14 protein-coding genes are annotated in these 17080 nt (G+C 72.0%); 11 read left to right on the forward strand and 3 right to left on the reverse strand.

What is annotated here, in order from left to right; genetic code table 11:
* The first annotated feature begins 46 nt into the window (after nucleotides 1-46).
* From ACFQPS_RS06060 to ACFQPS_RS06105, 10 genes are all read left to right on the forward strand, one after another.
* Nucleotides 47-1075, forward strand: coding sequence for an NAD(P)H-dependent flavin oxidoreductase (locus ACFQPS_RS06060; RefSeq protein WP_377357311.1), 1029 nt, complete (start codon nucleotides 47-49; stop codon nucleotides 1073-1075).
* Nucleotides 1076-1304: 229 nt separating this feature from the next.
* Entirely contained in the window at nucleotides 1305-3602 is a 2298-nt protein-coding gene (gene ptsP, locus ACFQPS_RS06065; protein ID WP_377357313.1) for a phosphoenolpyruvate--protein phosphotransferase, read from the forward strand.
* Between the two features lie 195 nt (nucleotides 3603-3797).
* Complete coding sequence (locus tag ACFQPS_RS06070) at nucleotides 3798-5054, forward strand: helix-turn-helix domain-containing protein (RefSeq protein WP_377357315.1); 1257 nt, start codon at nucleotides 3798-3800, stop codon at nucleotides 5052-5054.
* 196 nt (nucleotides 5055-5250) lie between these two features.
* Entirely contained in the window at nucleotides 5251-6384 is a 1134-nt protein-coding gene (ispG, locus tag ACFQPS_RS06075; protein WP_377357317.1) for a flavodoxin-dependent (E)-4-hydroxy-3-methylbut-2-enyl-diphosphate synthase, read from the forward strand.
* Entirely contained in the window at nucleotides 6371-6793 is a 423-nt protein-coding gene (locus tag ACFQPS_RS06080) for a hypothetical protein (RefSeq protein WP_377357320.1), read from the forward strand. The genes ispG and ACFQPS_RS06080 overlap by 14 nt, the downstream gene beginning before the upstream one ends.
* Before the next feature lie 90 nt (nucleotides 6794-6883).
* Entirely contained in the window at nucleotides 6884-7165 is a 282-nt protein-coding gene (locus ACFQPS_RS06085) for a type II toxin-antitoxin system Phd/YefM family antitoxin (RefSeq protein WP_377357322.1), read from the forward strand.
* A 3-nt stretch (nucleotides 7166-7168) separates the two neighbouring features.
* Nucleotides 7169-7504, forward strand: coding sequence for a type II toxin-antitoxin system RelE/ParE family toxin (locus tag ACFQPS_RS06090; RefSeq protein WP_377357324.1), 336 nt, complete (start codon nucleotides 7169-7171; stop codon nucleotides 7502-7504).
* 75 nt (nucleotides 7505-7579) lie between these two features.
* Nucleotides 7580-8662, forward strand: a complete 1083-nt coding sequence (gene prfA, locus ACFQPS_RS06095) for a peptide chain release factor 1 (RefSeq protein ID WP_377357325.1) — start codon at nucleotides 7580-7582, stop codon at nucleotides 8660-8662.
* 5 nt (nucleotides 8663-8667) lie between these two features.
* A complete protein-coding gene (prmC, locus tag ACFQPS_RS06100) occupies nucleotides 8668-9531 on the forward strand; it encodes a peptide chain release factor N(5)-glutamine methyltransferase (protein ID WP_377357326.1) in 864 nt (287 codons plus the stop codon).
* Nucleotides 9532-9784: 253 nt separating this feature from the next.
* Nucleotides 9785-10186 (forward strand): DUF4167 domain-containing protein, encoded by a 402-nt coding sequence (locus ACFQPS_RS06105; RefSeq protein ID WP_377357328.1) that lies wholly within the window; start codon nucleotides 9785-9787, stop codon nucleotides 10184-10186.
* 104 nt (nucleotides 10187-10290) lie between these two features.
* On the opposite strand, the gene ACFQPS_RS06110 is transcribed toward ACFQPS_RS06105, so the two are convergent.
* Nucleotides 10291-11097: an MOSC domain-containing protein gene (locus ACFQPS_RS06110; protein WP_377357330.1), complete on the reverse strand. Its 807-nt coding sequence runs from the start codon at nucleotides 11095-11097 to the stop codon at nucleotides 10291-10293.
* A 217-nt stretch (nucleotides 11098-11314) separates the two neighbouring features.
* Between ACFQPS_RS06110 and clpB the strand changes: the two genes are divergently transcribed.
* A complete protein-coding gene (gene clpB / locus ACFQPS_RS06115; RefSeq protein WP_377357332.1) occupies nucleotides 11315-13960 on the forward strand; it encodes an ATP-dependent chaperone ClpB in 2646 nt (881 codons plus the stop codon).
* Nucleotides 13961-14034: 74 nt separating this feature from the next.
* Here clpB and ACFQPS_RS06120 read toward each other — a convergent pair whose 3' ends face one another.
* Both ACFQPS_RS06120 and ACFQPS_RS06125 read right to left on the reverse strand, forming a co-directional pair.
* The gene (locus tag ACFQPS_RS06120; protein WP_377357334.1) at nucleotides 14035-14739 is read right to left on the reverse strand and encodes a rhomboid family intramembrane serine protease; all 705 of its coding nucleotides are present in this window, start codon (nucleotides 14737-14739) and stop codon (nucleotides 14035-14037) included.
* Nucleotides 14740-14812: 73 nt separating this feature from the next.
* Nucleotides 14813-16222 carry a M23 family metallopeptidase gene (locus tag ACFQPS_RS06125; RefSeq protein WP_377357336.1) on the reverse strand — a complete coding sequence of 470 codons (1410 nt, stop codon included), beginning with the start codon at nucleotides 16220-16222 and terminating at the stop codon, nucleotides 14813-14815.
* Nucleotides 16223-17080 lie beyond the last annotated feature (858 nt).

Consider the following 17080-nt stretch of genomic DNA (forward strand, 5'->3'; position numbering starts at 1 on the left):
CCCGCGCCGCCGCCCGCCCGGCCCTCCCGCCTGTCGGGGGGCCGCGATGACGGCGCATCGCCAGCACCTGGACCGGCTCTGGCAGCGCGGGCGGGAGTTCCTGGGCAGCGACGTCGCCGTGATGGGCGGCGCCATGGCCTGGGTGTCCGAGCGCACCCTCGTCTCCGCCATCTCCAACGCGGGCGGCTTCGGCGTCATCGCCTCGGGCTCCATGCCGCCCGAGGTGCTGCGGGAGGAGATCCGCGCCACCCGCGCGCTCACGGACCGGCCGTTCGGCGTCAACCTGATCACGCTGCACCCGCAGCTCGACGCGCTGATGCGCGTCTGCCTGGAGGAGAAGGTCGGGCATGTCGTGCTGGCCGGCGGCCTGCCGCCGGGCGGCGCCATCCGGACGCTGAAGGAGGGCGGAGCGCGGGTGATGTGCTTCGCGCCGGCGCTGGTGCTGGCGAAGAAGCTGATCCGCAGCGGCGTGGACGCCCTGGTGATCGAAGGGGCGGAGGCCGGCGGCCATATCGGCCCGGTCAGCACCTCGGTGCTGGCGCAGGAGATCCTGCCGGAGGTCGGGCACGAGGTTCCCGTCTTCGTCGCCGGCGGCATCGGCCGCGGCGAGGCCATCCTGAGCTATCTGGAGATGGGGGCCGCCGGGGTGCAGCTCGGCACCCGTTTCGTCTGCGCCACGGAATGCCGCGCGCATCCGCGCTTCAAGCAGGCCTTCATCCGGGCCGGTGCGCGCGACGCCGTGCTCTCCACCGCGGTGGACACCCGCTTCCCCGTGATCCCCGTGCGCGCCTTGCAGAACGAGGGCACCCGCCGCTTCCAGGAGAAGCAGCACGAGGTGATCGCGCGCTTCGAGCGCGGCGAGCTGGACCAGAAGGAGGCCCAGCTTGAGATCGAGCACTTCTGGGCCGGCGCCCTGCGCCGCGCCGTGGTCGAGGGCGACGTGGAGACCGGCTCGCTGATGGCGGGCCAGTCGGTCGGCATGGTGACGCGGGAGCAGCCCACGGCCGAGATCATCGCCGACCTGGTCGACCAGGCCCTCGCCGCCCTGCGCCGCCGCGGTCCCGCCTCCGAATAACGCACCCCGACCGCGCCGGACAGCCGCCCCGGCAGGCCACCGGCGGGCGGGGCATCCCTTTACCCCCTTCCGCTCCGGCCGCGCGGCCTATAGAACCGACGGGGCGGGGGCCGCGGGGAAGGGGGCGTTCCGGCATGGGCAGCGGCAGCGGTCCGTGCGATGATGCGCCGTCTGAGCAACGCGAGAGGCAAGGGTCCGGCTTGTCCGGCCGACAGGGACCAGGATCGAGATGACGCTTCCGCTGGGAACCGTGGGACCGCGCCACGCTCCGGACCTGGCCGCCGCCGGACGCCGGCTGCTGGCGCGTCTGCGCGACGTCATGGCCGGCAGCGGCACGGCACAGGACCGCCTCGACAAGATCGTCAAGACCATCGCCCACGAGATGGGCGCCGACGTCTGTTCCTGCTACGTCATGCGGGCGGGCGAGGTGCTGGAGCTGTTCGCCACCATCGGCCTGAACCCCTCGGCCGTCCACCGCACCCGCCTGCGGGTGGGCGAGGGGCTGGTCGGCGACGTCGCGGCGCACGCCCGGCCGATCGCCCTGGGCAACGCGCCGACGCATCCCAACTTCGCCTACCGCCCGGAAACGGGCGAGGACCCGTTCAACAGCTTCATGGCCGTGCCCATCCTGCGCGGCGGCCGGGTGCGCGGCGTTCTGGCGATCCAGCACATCGACCGCCGCGACTATGACGAGCAGGAGGTGGAGACGCTCCAGACCGTCGCCATGGTGGTGGCCGAACTGGTCGCCGCCGGCGAGCTGGTGGACGGGCGGGAGCTGTCGATCGCCGACGACCTGATCCTGCTGCCCTCCCGCCTGGACGGCACCAGCCTGAACCGCGGCGTCGGCATGGGGCTGGCCGTGCTGCACCGGCCGCAGCTCACCATCCGGCACATGGTGGCCGACGATCCCGAGCACGAGCTGCGCCGCCTCCAGGAGGCGGTGGACGGCATGCATCTGGCCATCGACCAGATCCTGATCGCCCTGGGCGAGCGCGACGGCGAGCATGCCGAGATCATGCAGACCTACCGCATGTTCGCCAACGACCGCGGCTGGCTGAGCCGCATCCGCGAGGCGATCCGCTCCGGCCTGACGGCCGAGGCGGCGGTGCAGCGGGTGCAGAACGACAACCGCGCCCGCATGTCCCAGGCCGCCGACCCCTATATCCGCGACCGGCTGCTGGACCTGGACGATGTCACCAACCGCCTGCTCCAGCATCTGGCCGGCCGTGGCGACGACGTGCAGGGCGGCACCCTGCCGGACGAATTCGTGCTGGTCGCCCGCAACCTGGGCCCGGCCGAGCTGCTGGACTACGACCGCCGCCGGCTGAAGGGGCTGGTGCTGGAGGAGGGCTCCAGCAACAGCCATGTCTCCATCGTCGCCCGCGCCATGGACATCCCCGTGGTCGGCCAGTGCCACGAGGTGCTGGGGCGGGTGGAGCCGCTGGACTACCTGATCGTGGACGGCGACAACGGCCAGGTCTTCGTCCGCCCGGCGGAGGATATCCAGGACGCCTTCACCAAGAGCCTGCTGGTCCGTGAGGAGCGCCAGCGCGAGTTCGCCGCCCTGCGCGACCTGCCCGCCGTCACGCGCGACGGGGTGGCGGTGCAGCTCATGCTGAACTGCGGGCTGCACATCGACCTGCCGCACCTGCACGCCACCGGGGCCGACGGCATCGGGCTCTACCGCACGGAGATCCCGTTCATGGTCCGCGCCTCCTATCCGGAGGTCGCGGCCCAGCAGGAATCCTACACCAAGGTGCTGGACGCGGCCGGCGACCGGCCCGTCGTCTTCCGCACGCTGGATGTCGGCGGCGACAAGACGCTGCCCTACTTCCCCGACCTGTCGGAGGAGAATCCGGCGCTGGGCTGGCGGGCCATCCGCATCGGGCTGGACCGGCCGGCCATGCTGCGCAAGCAGCTCCGCGCCATGCTGCGGGCCGCGGCGGGGCGCGAGCTGCGGCTGATGTTCCCGATGGTGGCCGAGGTGGCCGAGCTGGACCGGGCGCGCCGCGTGCTGGACCTGGAACTGGCGCGGCTGCGGGCCGACGGCGGCACGCCGCCCGCCCGCCTGCTGGTGGGCGTGATGGTGGAGGTGCCGTCGCTGCTGTTCCAGTTGCCGGCCCTGCTGCCGCGGGTGGACTTCCTCTCCGTCGGGTCCAACGACCTGTTGCAGTACCTGTTCGCCTGCGACCGCGGCAACCCGATCCTGAACAACCGCTACGACGTGCTCTCCCCGCCCATGCTGCGGCTGCTGCGCGATCTGGTCCGGGCCTGCGACGCGGCCGGCGTGCCGCTGTCGCTCTGCGGCGAGATGGCCAGCCGGCCGCTGGACGCCATGGCGCTGGTCGGGCTGGGCTTCCGCACCCTGTCGCTGGCGCCGCCGGCTTTCGGCGAGGTGAAGGGGATGCTGCGCTCGCTGGAGCTGCGGCGTGTCGCCGCCTATCTGGACGGTCTTCTGGACGGCAGCGACCACAGTCTGCGGCCGAAGCTCAGGGCCTATGCCCGCGACCACGGCGTGAAAGTTTAAGGTGGCGGGACCCCGCGGGGTCCTCCGCCGTTGCGAGTCTGTCCGCCGGTTGCTAAGAAACCGGACGAGCGACGTGAGGGACAGGGCGCAGGCACGACCCCGGCCGGAGGTGCCAGTCGATGCAGGGCCGGTGCGTGCGATGCCCGACAGGGCAGCGCCATGGACGTGCAGCGCCAGACAGTGCCGGCGGGACCCATGCCCGAACAGAAGCGCAGGTATTTCGACGTGATCGAGGGTGATCCGGCACAGGCCGGGCAGGGCTCCCACGAGCCGGGCCCGGCTCCCCGCCATGATATCCGCCATGTCGGCGAGATGTTGCGGCAGCGCCGCCTGGAGCTTGGCTATGACCTGCCGCAGCTCTCCGAGATGCTGCGCATCCGCCTCAACTACCTGGAGGCGATCGAGCAGGGCCGCTGGGCCGATCTGCCCGGACAGGCCTATGTCACCGGCTTCCTGCGCAGCTACGCCACGGCCATGGAGCTGGAGCCCGGCCCCGTCCTGCGCCGCTACAAGGAGGATACGGCCGGGGCGCCGCCTCCGGCCGAACTCTATTTTCCCGAGCCTGTGAACGAGAGCCGGGTCCCTGGCGGCGCCCTGATCCTGATCGCGCTGCTGGCCGGGCTGGTGGTCTATGGCGGCTGGTACATGCTGTCCGCCTCCGACCGCAGCCTCTCGGACATGGTGCCGGCCCTGCCCGACCGGCTGGCCGGCCTGATCTACGGCGACTCGGCCCCGGAAGAGGACCCCGCCCCGGCCGCCGTGCTGCCGCCGGGTCAGGTCGAGGCCCTGGTCGGGCAGTCGCAGCCGACGGCGCCGGAGGTCGGCGCCTCCGTGGACCAGTCCGCCCCGGCGCAGTCCTCACCCTCCCAGGCCACACCGGCCCAGCCCGGGCCTTCCCAGTCCGCGGCAACCCCGGCCGTCCAGACCCCGCCGGCCCAGCCGGCCGGCCCGCAGACCGCCCCGCCTTCCGTCCCCTCCCAGACCACGGCCGCCGAGCCGCAGGGCGAGGTGGAGGAGAGCGAGGTGCCGCAGCTCCCCGATCTGGGCAGCCCCGCCGTGCCGCCCTCCGCCGCGGAGGAGCCGGAAGCCCCGGCCGAGGTCGCCGAGGCCCAGCAGGAGCCGGCCGCACCGGCACCGGCGCCGGCCGCGCCACCCCCGGGCCGCGTCTTCGGCCAGACCGACGGGACCGTCCGCGTCGTCATCCGCGCCACGGAGGACAGCTGGATCCAGGTCCGCGACGGCAAGGGCACCCTCTGGGCGTCGCGCGTGCTGCGCCCGGGTGACAGTTTCCGCGCCCCGGACGTGCCGGGGCTGGTGATGAACACGGGCAATGCCGGCGGCCTTGTCGTCAGCCTGGACGGGCAGGATCTGCCGCCGCTCGGCGGCCGCGCCCAGGTGATGCGCGACATCCGCCTGACGCCCCAGGATCTGGCCGGGCGCGCGCAACGGTGACGCGGCGCGCGGTGCGCATCGGGTGATGCCGGCGTGCGGGCTCTGCCGCGCTGGTTTGCGCCCTTGATCCCGGTGCGCGCCGGCCGCACTTTCTCTTCACCTCCGCGGGGGCGGTGAGCCGCTCCGCGGGGCAGTCGTTCGTCCCCCGCGACGCTGCGTCCCGGGGCTGCAACCGGAAACCGGACCCGATCGAGCCATGACCGCTGCCATCCGCCCCTGGCGCCAGATCCAGCGCCGCAAGAGCCGCCAGATCATGGTCGGCACCATGCCCGTCGGCGGCGACGCGCCGATCAGCGTCCAGACCATGACCAACACGGTCACGGCCGATGCCAAGGCGACCATCGAGCAGATCCGCCGGGTCGAGGAGGCCGGGGCCGACATCGTCCGCGTCTCCTGCCCCGACCAGGAGAGCACGGAGGCGCTGAAGGAGATCGTGAAGGCGGCGCGCATCCCGATCGTCGCCGACATCCATTTCCATTACCGCCGCGCCATCGAGGCGGCGGAGGCCGGCGCCTCCTGCCTGCGCATCAATCCGGGCAACATCGGCAGTGCCGACCGCGTGGCCGAGGTGGTGAAGGCCGCGAAGGACCATGGCTGCTCCATCCGCATCGGCGTGAACGCCGGCAGTCTGGAGCAGAGCCTGCTGGAGAAGTACGGCGAACCCTGCCCGGAGGCGCTGGTCGAAAGCGCGCTGGACCATGCGCGCATCCTGGAGGACCACGACTTCCGGAACTTCAAGATCAGCGTCAAGGCGTCGGACGTGTTCCTGGCCGTCGCCGCCTATCAGGGGCTGGCGGAGGCCTGCGACTATCCCCTGCACATCGGCATCACCGAGGCCGGCGGCCTGCGCGCCGGCACCGTGAAGTCCTCCATCGGCCTGGGCATGCTGCTCTGGTCGGGCATCGGCGACACGATCCGCGTCTCGCTCTCCGCCGACCCGGTGGAGGAGGTGAAGGTCGCCTACGAGATGCTGAAGAGCCTCGGCCTGCGCCGCCGCGGCGTCACCGTCATCTCCTGCCCGTCCTGCGCCCGGCAGCGCTTCGACGTGATCAAGACCGTGGAGGTGCTGGAGGAGCGGCTCTCCCACATCACGACGCCGCTGACGGTCAGCGTCATCGGCTGCGTCGTGAACGGCCCGGGGGAGGCGACCATGACCGACATCGGCTTCACCGGCGGCGGCAAGGGCACCCATCAGGTCTATCTCGGCGGCGTGCCGGCGCACCGGCTGAAGGACGAGGGCATCGTCGAGCATCTGGTCGGGCTGGTCGAGCAGAAGGCCGCCGAGATCGAGGCGGCGAAGAAGGACGAGGCTGCCGTTGCGGCGGAGTAGGTCCGTCGTCGCGCGCGCCGCCGCCCTGGCGGCGCTGCTGGTGGTCCTGCCGCTGCTGGCCGGTTGCGGCGGGGAGGACGAGGCCGCGGAGCGGGTGCGGGCGATCACGGCCCGCGCCATCGGTCCGCTTTCGCCGCAGGACGACCTCCGGGTCGGCCGCATCGTCGCTTCCCGCGGCGTGCGCGGCTGTGGCGAGATGGTCGGCGTCGCCACCGACGATGACGGGCGCGGCCACGAGTTCCTGATCCTGTGCAGCGATGCCGTCACCCCGGCGATGCGGGAGGACTACGGCGCCCCCAGCTGGACGCCGCACACGGTCTACATGGACCGGCAGGTCGTCATGCCCGGCAACCTGACCCGCCACTGCCGCCCGGTGCCGAGCCAGATCACGGCCTGCCAGGGGGCGTGACGCGGCAGGTCGGGCGGGTCCTTGACCGCGGTCGGCGCAGCATCGACACTTGCAGCAGGACAGCCCCTGGTGGCGGGGACGGAGGGCGCGATGGGCATCTGGATCAGCAAGCAGGAGGCGGCCGCGCGGATCGGCGAACTGCTCGACCGCGCGGAGGCCGGCGAGGACTTCGTCATCACCGTGGACGGAGAGCCCGCCCTGCATCTGCGGTCTGCCGCGGCGGACGGTCTCGCGGCCATCGAGCGCGACATCCAGGACAGCCTTGACGATGCGGCCAACGGCCGGCTGGTCCGGGGCGACGATCTGGTCGCGGAGCTGACGGCCGGATACGAACGGGCCTTCGGCTCCCGCCGAGCCGGGGATATCCGCTAGGCCATGGCCTGGTACACCCGGACAGCCGCAGACCAGATCCGCTCGCTGTTCCGGTTCTATCTGGCCAAGGACAGGCCGGACGCTGCCCTCCGGCTGATCGACGCGGTCAGGGAGGCCATGGCCGCGATGGAGGCGGGACCTCCCGCCGGGCGACCGCACCCTGGCGCCTGGACCCGGCTTTCGGGTCGGGGACTCCGCTGGTTCAGGGTCCACCGCTACTGGTTCGCCTACTCCACCGCCAGCGGCCGCCCGGTCGTGACCAACGTGCTCTACGACAGGGCCGACATCCCGCGGCGGATCGCCCCGGAGGGGGAGGCCGTGCCGTTCCCGGAGGAATGAGCTTCGCGCGTGACCGGGATACGTGGATCGCCTATATCCAGCGGTTTGGACCGCCCCGACACGACCAGCGATCTGATGTCCGACTTCGAAACCCGCTTCGGTGAGCCCCTGGCCCGGGTGATGCTCCGCTATGACGAGCTGCGCGACCAGCTTGCCTCGGGCACGCTGTCGGGCGAGGTCTTCGTCCGCTCCAGCCAGGAGTATGCGGAGCTGGAGCCGGTCGCCACGGCCATCGCGGAGCTGCGCAGGGCGCGCGCCGACATGGCCGATCTCCAGGCCATGGCCGAGGGGGAGGACGCCGAGATGGCGGCGCTCGCCCGCGACGAGCTGACGGAGGCCGGGCGCCGCATCCCCGAGCTGGAGCACCGCATCATGCTGGCGCTGCTGCCGAAGGACGAGGCGGACGAGAAGAACGCCATCCTGGAGGTGCGCGCCGGCACCGGCGGCGACGAGGCCGCCCTGTTCGCCGCCGAGCTGTTCGAGATGTACCGCCGCTATGCCGGCATCCAGGGCTGGCGCTTCGAGACGATCGAGGTGAACGAGACCGGGCTGGGCGGCTACAAGGAGGCGTCGGCCAGCATCACCGGGCGCAACGTCTTCCGCCGGCTGAAGTTCGAGAGCGGCGTCCACCGCGTCCAGCGCGTGCCGGAGACCGAGGCCGGCGGCCGCATCCACACCTCGGCCGCCACCGTCGCCGTGCTGCCCGAGGCGGAGGAGGTGGACATCCATATCGAGGAGAAGGACCTGCGCATCGACGTTTTCCGCTCCCAGGGCTCGGGCGGGCAGTCGGTCAACACCACCGACAGCGCCGTGCGCATCACCCACCTGCCGACCAACATCGTCGTGCAGTGCCAGGACGAGAAGAGCCAGCACAAGAACAAGGCCAAGGCGCTGAAGGTGCTGCGCGCCCGGCTCTACGAGATCGAGCGGCAGCGGCGCGACAGCGAGCGCGCCGCCAGCCGCCGGACCCAGGTCGGTTCCGGCGACCGCTCCGAGCGCATCCGCACCTACAATTTCCCGCAGGGCCGCGTCACCGACCACCGCATCAACCTGACCCTCTACAAGATCGACAAGGTGATGGCGGGCGAGGCGCTGGACGAGCTGGTGGACGCCCTGGTCGCCAGCGACGAGGCCGAGCGGCTGGCGGAGTTGCAGTAGCGGCCATGGCGACGCTGTCCGACCTGCTGCGCGAGGCCGCGGCCCGGCTGGCGGCGGCGGGGGTGGACAGCCCGCGCCTGGATGCCGAGTACCTGGCCGAGGCCGCTTTCGGCCTGCCGCGCGCGTCCCTGCGCCGGCACGGTTCCGACAGTCCCGATGCCGGCGCCGCCTCCCGCTTCGCGGCCCTGGTGGCGCGGCGCGCGGCGCGCGAGCCGCTGCAACGCCTGCTGGGAAGCTGGGAGTTCTGGGGCCTGGACCTGACCCTGGCGCCGGACACGCTGATCCCCCGTCCGGACACCGAGACGGTGGTGGAGGCCGTGCTGCGCCGCCGGCCCGACCGCGCGGCGGCGCTGCGCCTGCTCGACCTCGGCACCGGCAGCGGCGCCATCCTGCTGGCCCTGCTCAGCGAGTATCCGCGGGCGACGGGGCTGGGCATCGATCTCAGCCCGGCGGCGGCGGCCACCGCCGCCCTGAACGCCCGCCGGCTGGGCCTGTCCGGCCGCGCCTGCTTCCTGGTCGGGAGCTGGGCCGCGGCGTTGGGGGACGCCGCGCGCTTCGACGTCGTCGTCGGCAACCCGCCCTACATCCCCGATGGCGAGATCGACGGGCTGGAGCCGGAGGTGGCGCGGCACGAACCGCGCCGGGCGCTCGCGGGCGGGGCGGACGGGCTGGACTGCTACCGCACCATCGCGGCGGAGCTGCCGCGGCTGCTGCCGCCGGGCGGGCTGGCCGTGCTGGAGCACGGGGCCGACCAGGGCGCCGCCGTGGCCGCGCTGCTGGACGCGGCGGGACTGGGGGCCGTGGCGACGGTGCGCGACCTCGCCGGCCGCGACCGGGCCGCGGTCGCATCGGCCGCCGGTCCGGAGTGAGGCCGTTTCCCGGGAATGACGTTTCCCTGGAATGACGTTTCATTGTACGCGAAAAAACCTGTTGGAATGGCGCCCTGCTGCGTTTAGGGTCGCAGCCACACGCGGACTCCGACGCTCCGGCGCGGTCCTGCGTCACGACTCCCGGACAGGGGCAGGGGGCGGAAGCCGGCAACGGTGACGCCGAAGGCCTGACGCGGAATGCGCAGGCGGTGTCCGGAGGGCAGCCAACATCTGGGGCTAGAGCAAAATCCGAATGAGACAGGGACCGAACTCGAGGCGTTCGCGCGGCCGGGGTGGTAACAACAACAACCAGGGCCGCCGTCAGAACGTACCGCTGCGTCACCAGACGTTCGACAGCAACGGCCCGGATGTGCGTATCCGGGGCAATGCCTTCCAGATCTATGAGAAGTACCAGGCCCTGGCCCGCGACGCGCAGGCCTCGGGCGACCGCGTCGCGGCGGAGAACTATCTCCAGCACGCCGAGCACTATTACCGCATCATCTGCCAGATCAACGAGCAGGAAAGCCGCCAGCGTCAGGGCGGTGCCCGCGGCGACGGCAACGGCCATGCCCAGGGCAACGGCATGGACGGTGACGACGACGATGGCGACGATGCCGAGGGCGGCGAGGACGACCGCGAGCCGCTGACGGCCTGACCAGCCGGCCTGACCCGTTCCCCGCGGCGGCGGCATCCGGCCGCCGCCCGGCGCGGCGGGACACGTCCCGCCAGTCTGGGGCTTCGCCGGGACGAGTCCCCGGATCAGGCCTCGACCGGTCCGATCGTGTCGCCCACCGTCACCGTGCCGCCCGCCAGGACGCGGGCATAGATGCCGCAGGTGACGTGGCCGAAGCCGCGTTGCAGCGACTTGACCACCGGCAGGTCGCGCTCCCCCGTCTCCGGGTCCACCTCGGTGGCGGCGCAGCGGGTGATGGTCTTGAACACCTCAAGCAGGGCCGTGCCGACGCGGACCCGCCGCCCCACCCAGGCCGCCTCGGCCCAGGGTTCCAGCCCCTCCAGGTGCAGGTTCCCGCGGAAGCGCAGCGGGTTCACCGGCCGCTGGGTCACCCGCTCCAGGTCGTGGACGCTGGCGAGGTTGATCAGCGACACCGCCCGGTCCTGGATGTCGGAGAACATGTGACCGTGCGGCGTCCCGGCCGCGGGCGGCGGCGAATCGATCAGCTTGTAGGGACCCGGCGCGGCGCTGCCCTTCATGTAGGCGGCCAGGAACTGGTCGATCAGCAGCCGGCCCGTGGCCGTGTCGATCCGGCCGCGCGCCACCGGCTTGCCGGCGCGGTTCAGCACCAGCATGCAGGTTTCAGGGTCGTAGCGGGCCTCCAGCGTGGCCAGCTTCTCGTCCCGCATCAGGGTCAGATAGTTCGTCTTCGGCCGCCAGACGGGGTCCTCGGGGTCGTAGCTGCTGGCCCCGTGCAGGATGGCGAAGCGCCGGTCGTGCGGCAGGCCCATTCCCGGGGCCAGTGTCACCGCCGGCAGCGACTGGGCCGACAGGCCCTTGACCGGATAATAATGGATGGCGGCGATGCGCGCCGGGCCGGACGTCTGGGACATGTCCCAAGCTTATGGCCGGGCGGTCCGGTCCTGTCAACGCGGGGCCTGCCGCGGTCCTTCGGATGCCCCGCGGTCCCCGTCCGCTCCCTTGCGCGGCCGGCCGGGGCGTCCCACATCTCCCGATGCATCCCCAGGATCGCACTTTGACGTGGATCATGGCCGGGGCGGGCCCATGCGGGACGCTGATCCGGCCGCTAGCCGAGGGAGTGAAGGTCCCATGGACTTCAAGAAGTATACCGAGCGCGCGCAGGGCTTCGTCCAGGCGGCGCAGGCGCTGGCATTGCGCAGCGGGCACCAGCAGCTCGCCCCCGAACACATGCTCAAGGTCCTGCTCGACGACGAGGAGGGCCTGGCCGCCAACCTGATCCGCGCCGCCGGCGGCGACCCGGCGCGGGCGCTGGCCGGGGTGGAGCGCGAGCTTGCCCGCATCCCGAAGGTCGAAGGGCCGGGCGCCGGCGGCGTCGCGCTCAGCCGCGAGCTGGCGCGCGTCTTCGCCACTGCCGAGGAGGTGGCGCAGAAGGCCGGCGACAGCTTCGTCACCGCCGAGCGCCTGCTGCTGGCGATCGCCCTGACCACCGGCACGCCGGCCGCCAAGGCGCTGGCCGATGCCGCCGTCACGCCGCAGGGGCTGAACGGCGCCATCAACGAGATCCGCAAGGGCCGCACGGCCGACAGCGCCAACGCCGAACAGTCCTATGACGCGCTGAAGAAGTACGCCCGCGACCTGACCCAGGCGGCGCGCGAGCAGAAGCTCGACCCCGTGATCGGCCGCGACGAGGAGATCCGCCGCACCATCCAGGTGCTGGCCCGGCGCACCAAGAACAACCCCGTCCTGATCGGCGAGCCCGGCGTGGGCAAGACCGCCATCGTCGAGGGGCTGGCCCAGCGGATCGTCAACGGCGACGTGCCGGAGGGGCTGAAGCGCAAGCGCATCCTCTCGCTCGACCTCGGTGCCCTGGTCGCCGGGGCCAAGTTCCGCGGCGAGTTCGAGGAGCGGCTGAAGGGCGTGCTCCAGGAGATCCAGGCCGCGGCCGGGGAGATCGTCGTCTTCATCGACGAGCTGCACACCCTGGTCGGCGCCGGCAAGGCGGAAGGGGCGATGGACGCCTCCAACATGCTGAAGCCGATGCTGGCCCGCGGCGAGCTGCACTGCGTCGGCGCCACCACGCTGGACGAGTACCGCAAGTACATCGAGAAGGACGCCGCGCTGGCCCGGCGCTTCCAGCCCGTCTTCGTGGACGAGCCCTCGGTGGAGGACACCATCTCCATCCTGCGCGGGCTGAAGGAGAAGTACGAGGTCCATCACGGTGTGCGGATCACCGACGGCGCCATCGTCGCCGCCGCCACCCTGTCCAACCGCTACATCACCGACCGCTTCCTGCCGGACAAGGCCATCGACCTGATCGACGAGGCGGCCAGCCGCCTGCGCATGGTCGTCGACTCGAAGCCGGAGGCGATCGACGAGCTGGACCGCAGCATCATCCGCCTGAAGATCGAGCGCGAGGCCCTGAAGCGGGAAACCGACAGCGCCTCGCGGGAGCGGCTGGAGAAGCTGGAGGAGGAGCTGTCGGCGCTGGAGCAGCGCTCGGCCGAGCTGACGGCCCAGTGGCAGGCGGAGAAGGAGACCCTGACCGGCGCCCAGAAGCTGAAGGAACAGCTCGAGGCCGCCCGGGCCGAGCTGGATCAGGCGCAGCGGGCGGGCAACTGGGCCCGCGCCGGCGAGCTGACCTACGGCGTCATCCCCGAGCTTGAGAAGAAGCTGGCCGGCGCCCAGGAGGCCAACCAGCACCGCATGCTGAACGAGGAGGTGCGCGACCAGGACATCGCCGCCGTCGTCAGCCGCTGGACCGGCATCCCGGTGGACCGGATGCTGGCCGGCGAGCGCGAGAAGCTGCTGAAGATGGAGGAGCGGCTGCGCACCCGCGTGGTCGGCCAGGACGAGGCGATCGTCGCCGTCTCCAACGCCGTCCGCCGCGCCCGCGCCGGCCTCCAGGACCCGAACCGGCCGATCGGCAGCTTCCTCTTCCTCGGCCCCACCGGCGTCGGCAAGACCGAGCTGACCAAGGCGCTCGCCGGGTTCCTGTTCGATGACGAGACGGCCATGGTCCGGCTCGACATGTCGGAATACATGGAGAAGCACTCCGTCGCCCGCATGATCGGCGCGCCTCCGGGCTATGTCGGCTATGAGGAGGGCGGGGCGTTGACCGAGGCGGTGCGCCGCCGGCCCTACCAGGTGATCCTGTTCGACGAGGTGGAGAAGGCCCACCCCGACGTCTTCAACGTGCTGCTCCAGGTGCTGGATGACGGCCGCCTGACCGACGGCCAGGGCCGCACGGTGGACTTCCGCAACACGCTCATCGTGATGACCTCCAACCTCGGCTCGCAGTTCCTGGCCGAGCTGCCGGAGGGGGCGGACAGCGCCGCCGCGCGGGCGCAGGTGATGGAGGTGGTGCGCGGCGCCTTCCGGCCGGAATTCCTGAACCGGCTGGACGAGATCCTGCTGTTCCACCGCCTGTCGCGTGAGCACATGACCGGCATCGTGGACATCCAGCTCGACCGGCTGCGCCGCATGCTGGCCGACCGCAACATCACCCTGGAGCTGGACGAGGCGGCCCTGCGCTGGCTGGCCGATGCCGGCTACGATCCGGTCTACGGCGCCCGGCCGCTGAAGCGGGTGATCCAGCGCGAACTGCAGAATCCGCTGGCGACCCGCATCCTGGAAGGCCGGATCGCGGACGGGCAGACGGTGCCCGTCACCGCCGGCCCCGACGGGCTGCTGATCGACGGGGAGTCGGTGGACGACAGCATGCCGCCGCCGGCCGGCCGCTGGGGCGGCCCGTCGCGCCCGACGACGCTGCACTGACCTGGGCGCCCCCGCGGTCCCGGGAGCCGTCCGCCGGTTCCCGGCCGCGGGGCGTCGTTCCGCCCGCCCGCCCGCTACGGCCCGCGGCCGGTCGGGTCCGGCAGGTCGGGCGGGGCCAGGAACCGCACCACCGCCAGCCCGGCGACGAATCCCCCGATATGGGCCCACCAGGCGATGCCGCCGCCCATCTCGGGCATCAGCAGGTCGCCGGCCCCCTGCAACACCTGCAAGCCGAACCAGACGGCGGCATAGGCCCAGGTCGTCACCGGCAGGATCAGGGGGATGAAGAGAATCGGCACCAGCAGCAGCACCCGCGAGCGCGGATGCAGCGTGATGTGGGCGCCCAGCACGGCCGCGATGGCGCCCGAGGCGCCCAGCGCCGGCACCGTGCTGGCCGGATAGGCGGCCATGTGGGCCCAGCTCGCCAGCACCCCGCACAGCACATAGAACAGGGCGAACCGCAGATGGCCCATGCGGTCCTCCACGGCCGCGCCGAACAGCCAGAGCGTCCACATGTTGGCGATCAGGTGCAGCCAGCCGCCGTGCAGGAAGGTGTTGGTCAGCAGCGGCCAGTGATTCGCGGGGTCCAGCCCCACGGCGAGCGCCCAGGCGGGGTCGGAATAGCGCCGCGGCAGCAGCGCCCATTGCGCCGCCAGCAGGAAGGACTGCCGCGGCCCCAGGGACGTCTGCCAGAGGAAGACCAGCGTGTTGACCGCCAGCAGGGTCCAGACGACCCGCGGTCGCCGGCGGACGGGGACATCGGTCCGAAGCGGGATCATCCGCGCCCCCTCGAACGGAAACGGCCGGTCGTGGGGGACCGGCCGTTGCGGAGGGGCAGGGGCGGTGGGCCGCTCAGCAGCCCGGCGCCTTGCTGCACGCCCCGCGGGAGGCGGGCAGCGCGCTTCCGCCGCCGACGGTCAGCAGCGATACCCCGTTCAGCTCCTCGGTGAAGGTGCGCTCCAGCTCGGCGGCCACGGCCAGGAACTTCTTCAGCTCCTTGCCGGCCAGGATGCGCCCGGTCGGCAGATCCACCGACAGCGGGTTCACCTGCTTGCCGCCGCGCATCACCTCGTAATGCAGGTGCGGCCCGGTGGAGCGGCCGGTGCTGCCGACATAGCCGATCACCTCGCCCTGGGCGACCCGGCCGCCGCGGCGCATGCCGCTGCCGAAGCGCGACATGTGGGCATAGGCGGTGGCGATCTCGCGGTTGTGCCGGATGCGGACGTAGTTGCCGTAGGCCCCCTTGGCGCCGATCTCCTCGATCACGCCGTCGCCCGCCGCATATATCGGGGTGCCGGTGGGGGCGCCGAAATCCACGCCCTTGTGCATCTTGCTGTAGCCCAGCAGCGGGTGCCGGCGCATGCCGAAGCCCGAGGTCAGGCGGGCGCCGTCCACCGGGGTCCGGAGCAGGGCCTTGCGCACCGATTCGCCCTTGCGGGTGAAATAGTCGGGGCGGCCGTCTTCATCCTCGAACAGGAACAGCTCGCGGCGCTTGCCGGAGAGCGTGAGCGCCGCGTAGCTCACCTTGCCGACGCGGGCGACCTCGCCGTCTTCCGTCATCAGCAGCTCGTACAGCACCTCGAAGCGGTCGCCGGGCTGGATGTCGCGCTGCCAGTCGACATCGTAGTTGAACATCTTGTTGATCAGGATCGACTGCACGGCCATCGGCACGCCGGCCTCGGCGGCCGCCTGGGTGAGGCTCGAGTCGATCGTGCCGCGCACGGCGAACAGCCGGTGCTGCAACGGCTTTGCCACTTCGGCCGCCTGGAAGCGCACCCCGTCGAAGCTGACGGAGACGGAGCGCTCGACGGCCGGCTGAAACTCGATCCCGACGAAGCGGCCGTCGCCCTCCGACCGGTCGAACAGGAAAGCGATCTCCTGCCCGCTCTTCAGCCGCTGCGGGTTGTAGACGGAGCGCAGGGCCGACACCAGTTCGTGCGCGTGTTCCTTGGGGACTTCCTGCTTGAGCAGGATCTGCATCAGCGTGTCGCCAGGGCGCAGGCTGACCAGCCGGCGCTCGATCGGGTCGTCCACCGCCTCGCTGTCGCCCCAGGCATCGCCCGCCAGGGACAGGCCCTGCTGGGCGTCGATGTCGGGCGGGACGGGCAGGGCCGCGGCGGCCAGGGTCATCTCTGCGTCACCGGCGGAGTCCGCGACCGCGGTCTCCGTCTGCGGTGTGCGGCTCGGGATCAGGGTCGCGGCCAGGGCCAGACCACCGATCGCGGCGGCGACAGCCACCGTGACGGCGCCCCGGCTCAGCAAAGCTCGATCTCCATCATCATCGTCCCCCCACTCGGACAGTACGGACCGCACGGGGATGTCCCGCCCGGTGACGTCTCCCTGCGGGACTCCCCTGTCCCGCATCCCGTGTCCCGCATCCCGGTTTCGGCAATCCGGTTTCCCGGACCCCGGCCCCACCCGGTCACAGACAGGCCGGAAAGGCGGCCTGTGGCAAATCTTTCCGAACCTTGCGTGTCAGGATTAACACTGTCAATGGGAACATAGTTCGTACATCCGGGCCCGGGCGCCCGTTCCGGGTGGTTTTCCCCTTTCCGGCAAGGGTTTCCGGCCACCCGATCGGGTGGGGCGGGCGCGGACGGGGGTGCCGATCCCGCCCGCGGGCGACATCCGTACCCCGGCCGCCCGGGGGGGGCCTGCCCGGAGGCGCGTCGGTCGCGGCGTCGGAGAGGGGGACTGAGTCGGTCCGCCCCGACGCGGCCCGTCCCGTCGTGGCCTGCCCGCGATGAGCTTGTCTGCGATGGGGCCGCCTGTGGCGGGGGCGGTGGCGGGCGGGCGGGAGCGGGACGGCGGAGATTAATGACGCCGGCCCTCGCGCGCGATGCTCGCGCGCGATGCTCGCGCGCGAAGCGCACACGCGGGGCACGCACGCGCGCCTCATCCCCACATAAACACCCTCACCACACATCACCCCCTCCCGTCGCCGGGACATCCGCCGCCGGCCCGCCCCTGCGCCAGCAGGCAGCCCCTGGCACCCCGGTGCGGGGGCCCCCGGGAAAGCCAGCCGGACCGGGCGTTTGGAGAAAATGTTACGTCCCGATGAAGAAAGTGTTTGACAGGTTGGGTTTGGGGGCCTAGATAACGGCTCACCGACGCGCCGGG

Source organism: Rhodocista pekingensis (assembly GCF_042665545.1).
Lineage (GTDB): Bacteria > Pseudomonadota > Alphaproteobacteria > Azospirillales > Azospirillaceae > Rhodocista > Rhodocista pekingensis.

Bases quoted from the DNA above. Each gene is read 5' to 3' on its own strand.
- ACFQPS_RS06105 (WP_377357328.1), top strand. From the start codon at position 9,785: ATGAGACAGGGACCGAACTCGAGGCGTTCGCGCGGCCGGGGTGGTAAC.
- ACFQPS_RS06090 (WP_377357324.1), top strand. From the start codon at position 7,169: ATGGCCTGGTACACCCGGACAGCCGCAGACCAGATCCGCTCGCTGTTC.
- ACFQPS_RS06120 (WP_377357334.1), bottom strand. From the start codon at position 14,739: ATGATCCCGCTTCGGACCGATGTCCCCGTCCGCCGGCGACCGCGGGTC.
- clpB (WP_377357332.1), top strand. From the start codon at position 11,315: ATGGACTTCAAGAAGTATACCGAGCGCGCGCAGGGCTTCGTCCAGGCG.
- ptsP (WP_377357313.1), top strand. From the start codon at position 1,305: ATGACGCTTCCGCTGGGAACCGTGGGACCGCGCCACGCTCCGGACCTG.
- ACFQPS_RS06085 (WP_377357322.1), top strand. From the start codon at position 6,884: ATGGGCATCTGGATCAGCAAGCAGGAGGCGGCCGCGCGGATCGGCGAA.
- ACFQPS_RS06060 (WP_377357311.1), top strand. From the start codon at position 47: ATGACGGCGCATCGCCAGCACCTGGACCGGCTCTGGCAGCGCGGGCGG.
- ACFQPS_RS06070 (WP_377357315.1), top strand. From the start codon at position 3,798: ATGCCCGAACAGAAGCGCAGGTATTTCGACGTGATCGAGGGTGATCCG.
- prmC (WP_377357326.1), top strand. From the start codon at position 8,668: ATGGCGACGCTGTCCGACCTGCTGCGCGAGGCCGCGGCCCGGCTGGCG.
- prfA (WP_377357325.1), top strand. From the start codon at position 7,580: ATGTCCGACTTCGAAACCCGCTTCGGTGAGCCCCTGGCCCGGGTGATG.
- ACFQPS_RS06110 (WP_377357330.1), bottom strand. From the start codon at position 11,097: ATGTCCCAGACGTCCGGCCCGGCGCGCATCGCCGCCATCCATTATTAT.
- ispG (WP_377357317.1), top strand. From the start codon at position 5,251: ATGACCGCTGCCATCCGCCCCTGGCGCCAGATCCAGCGCCGCAAGAGC.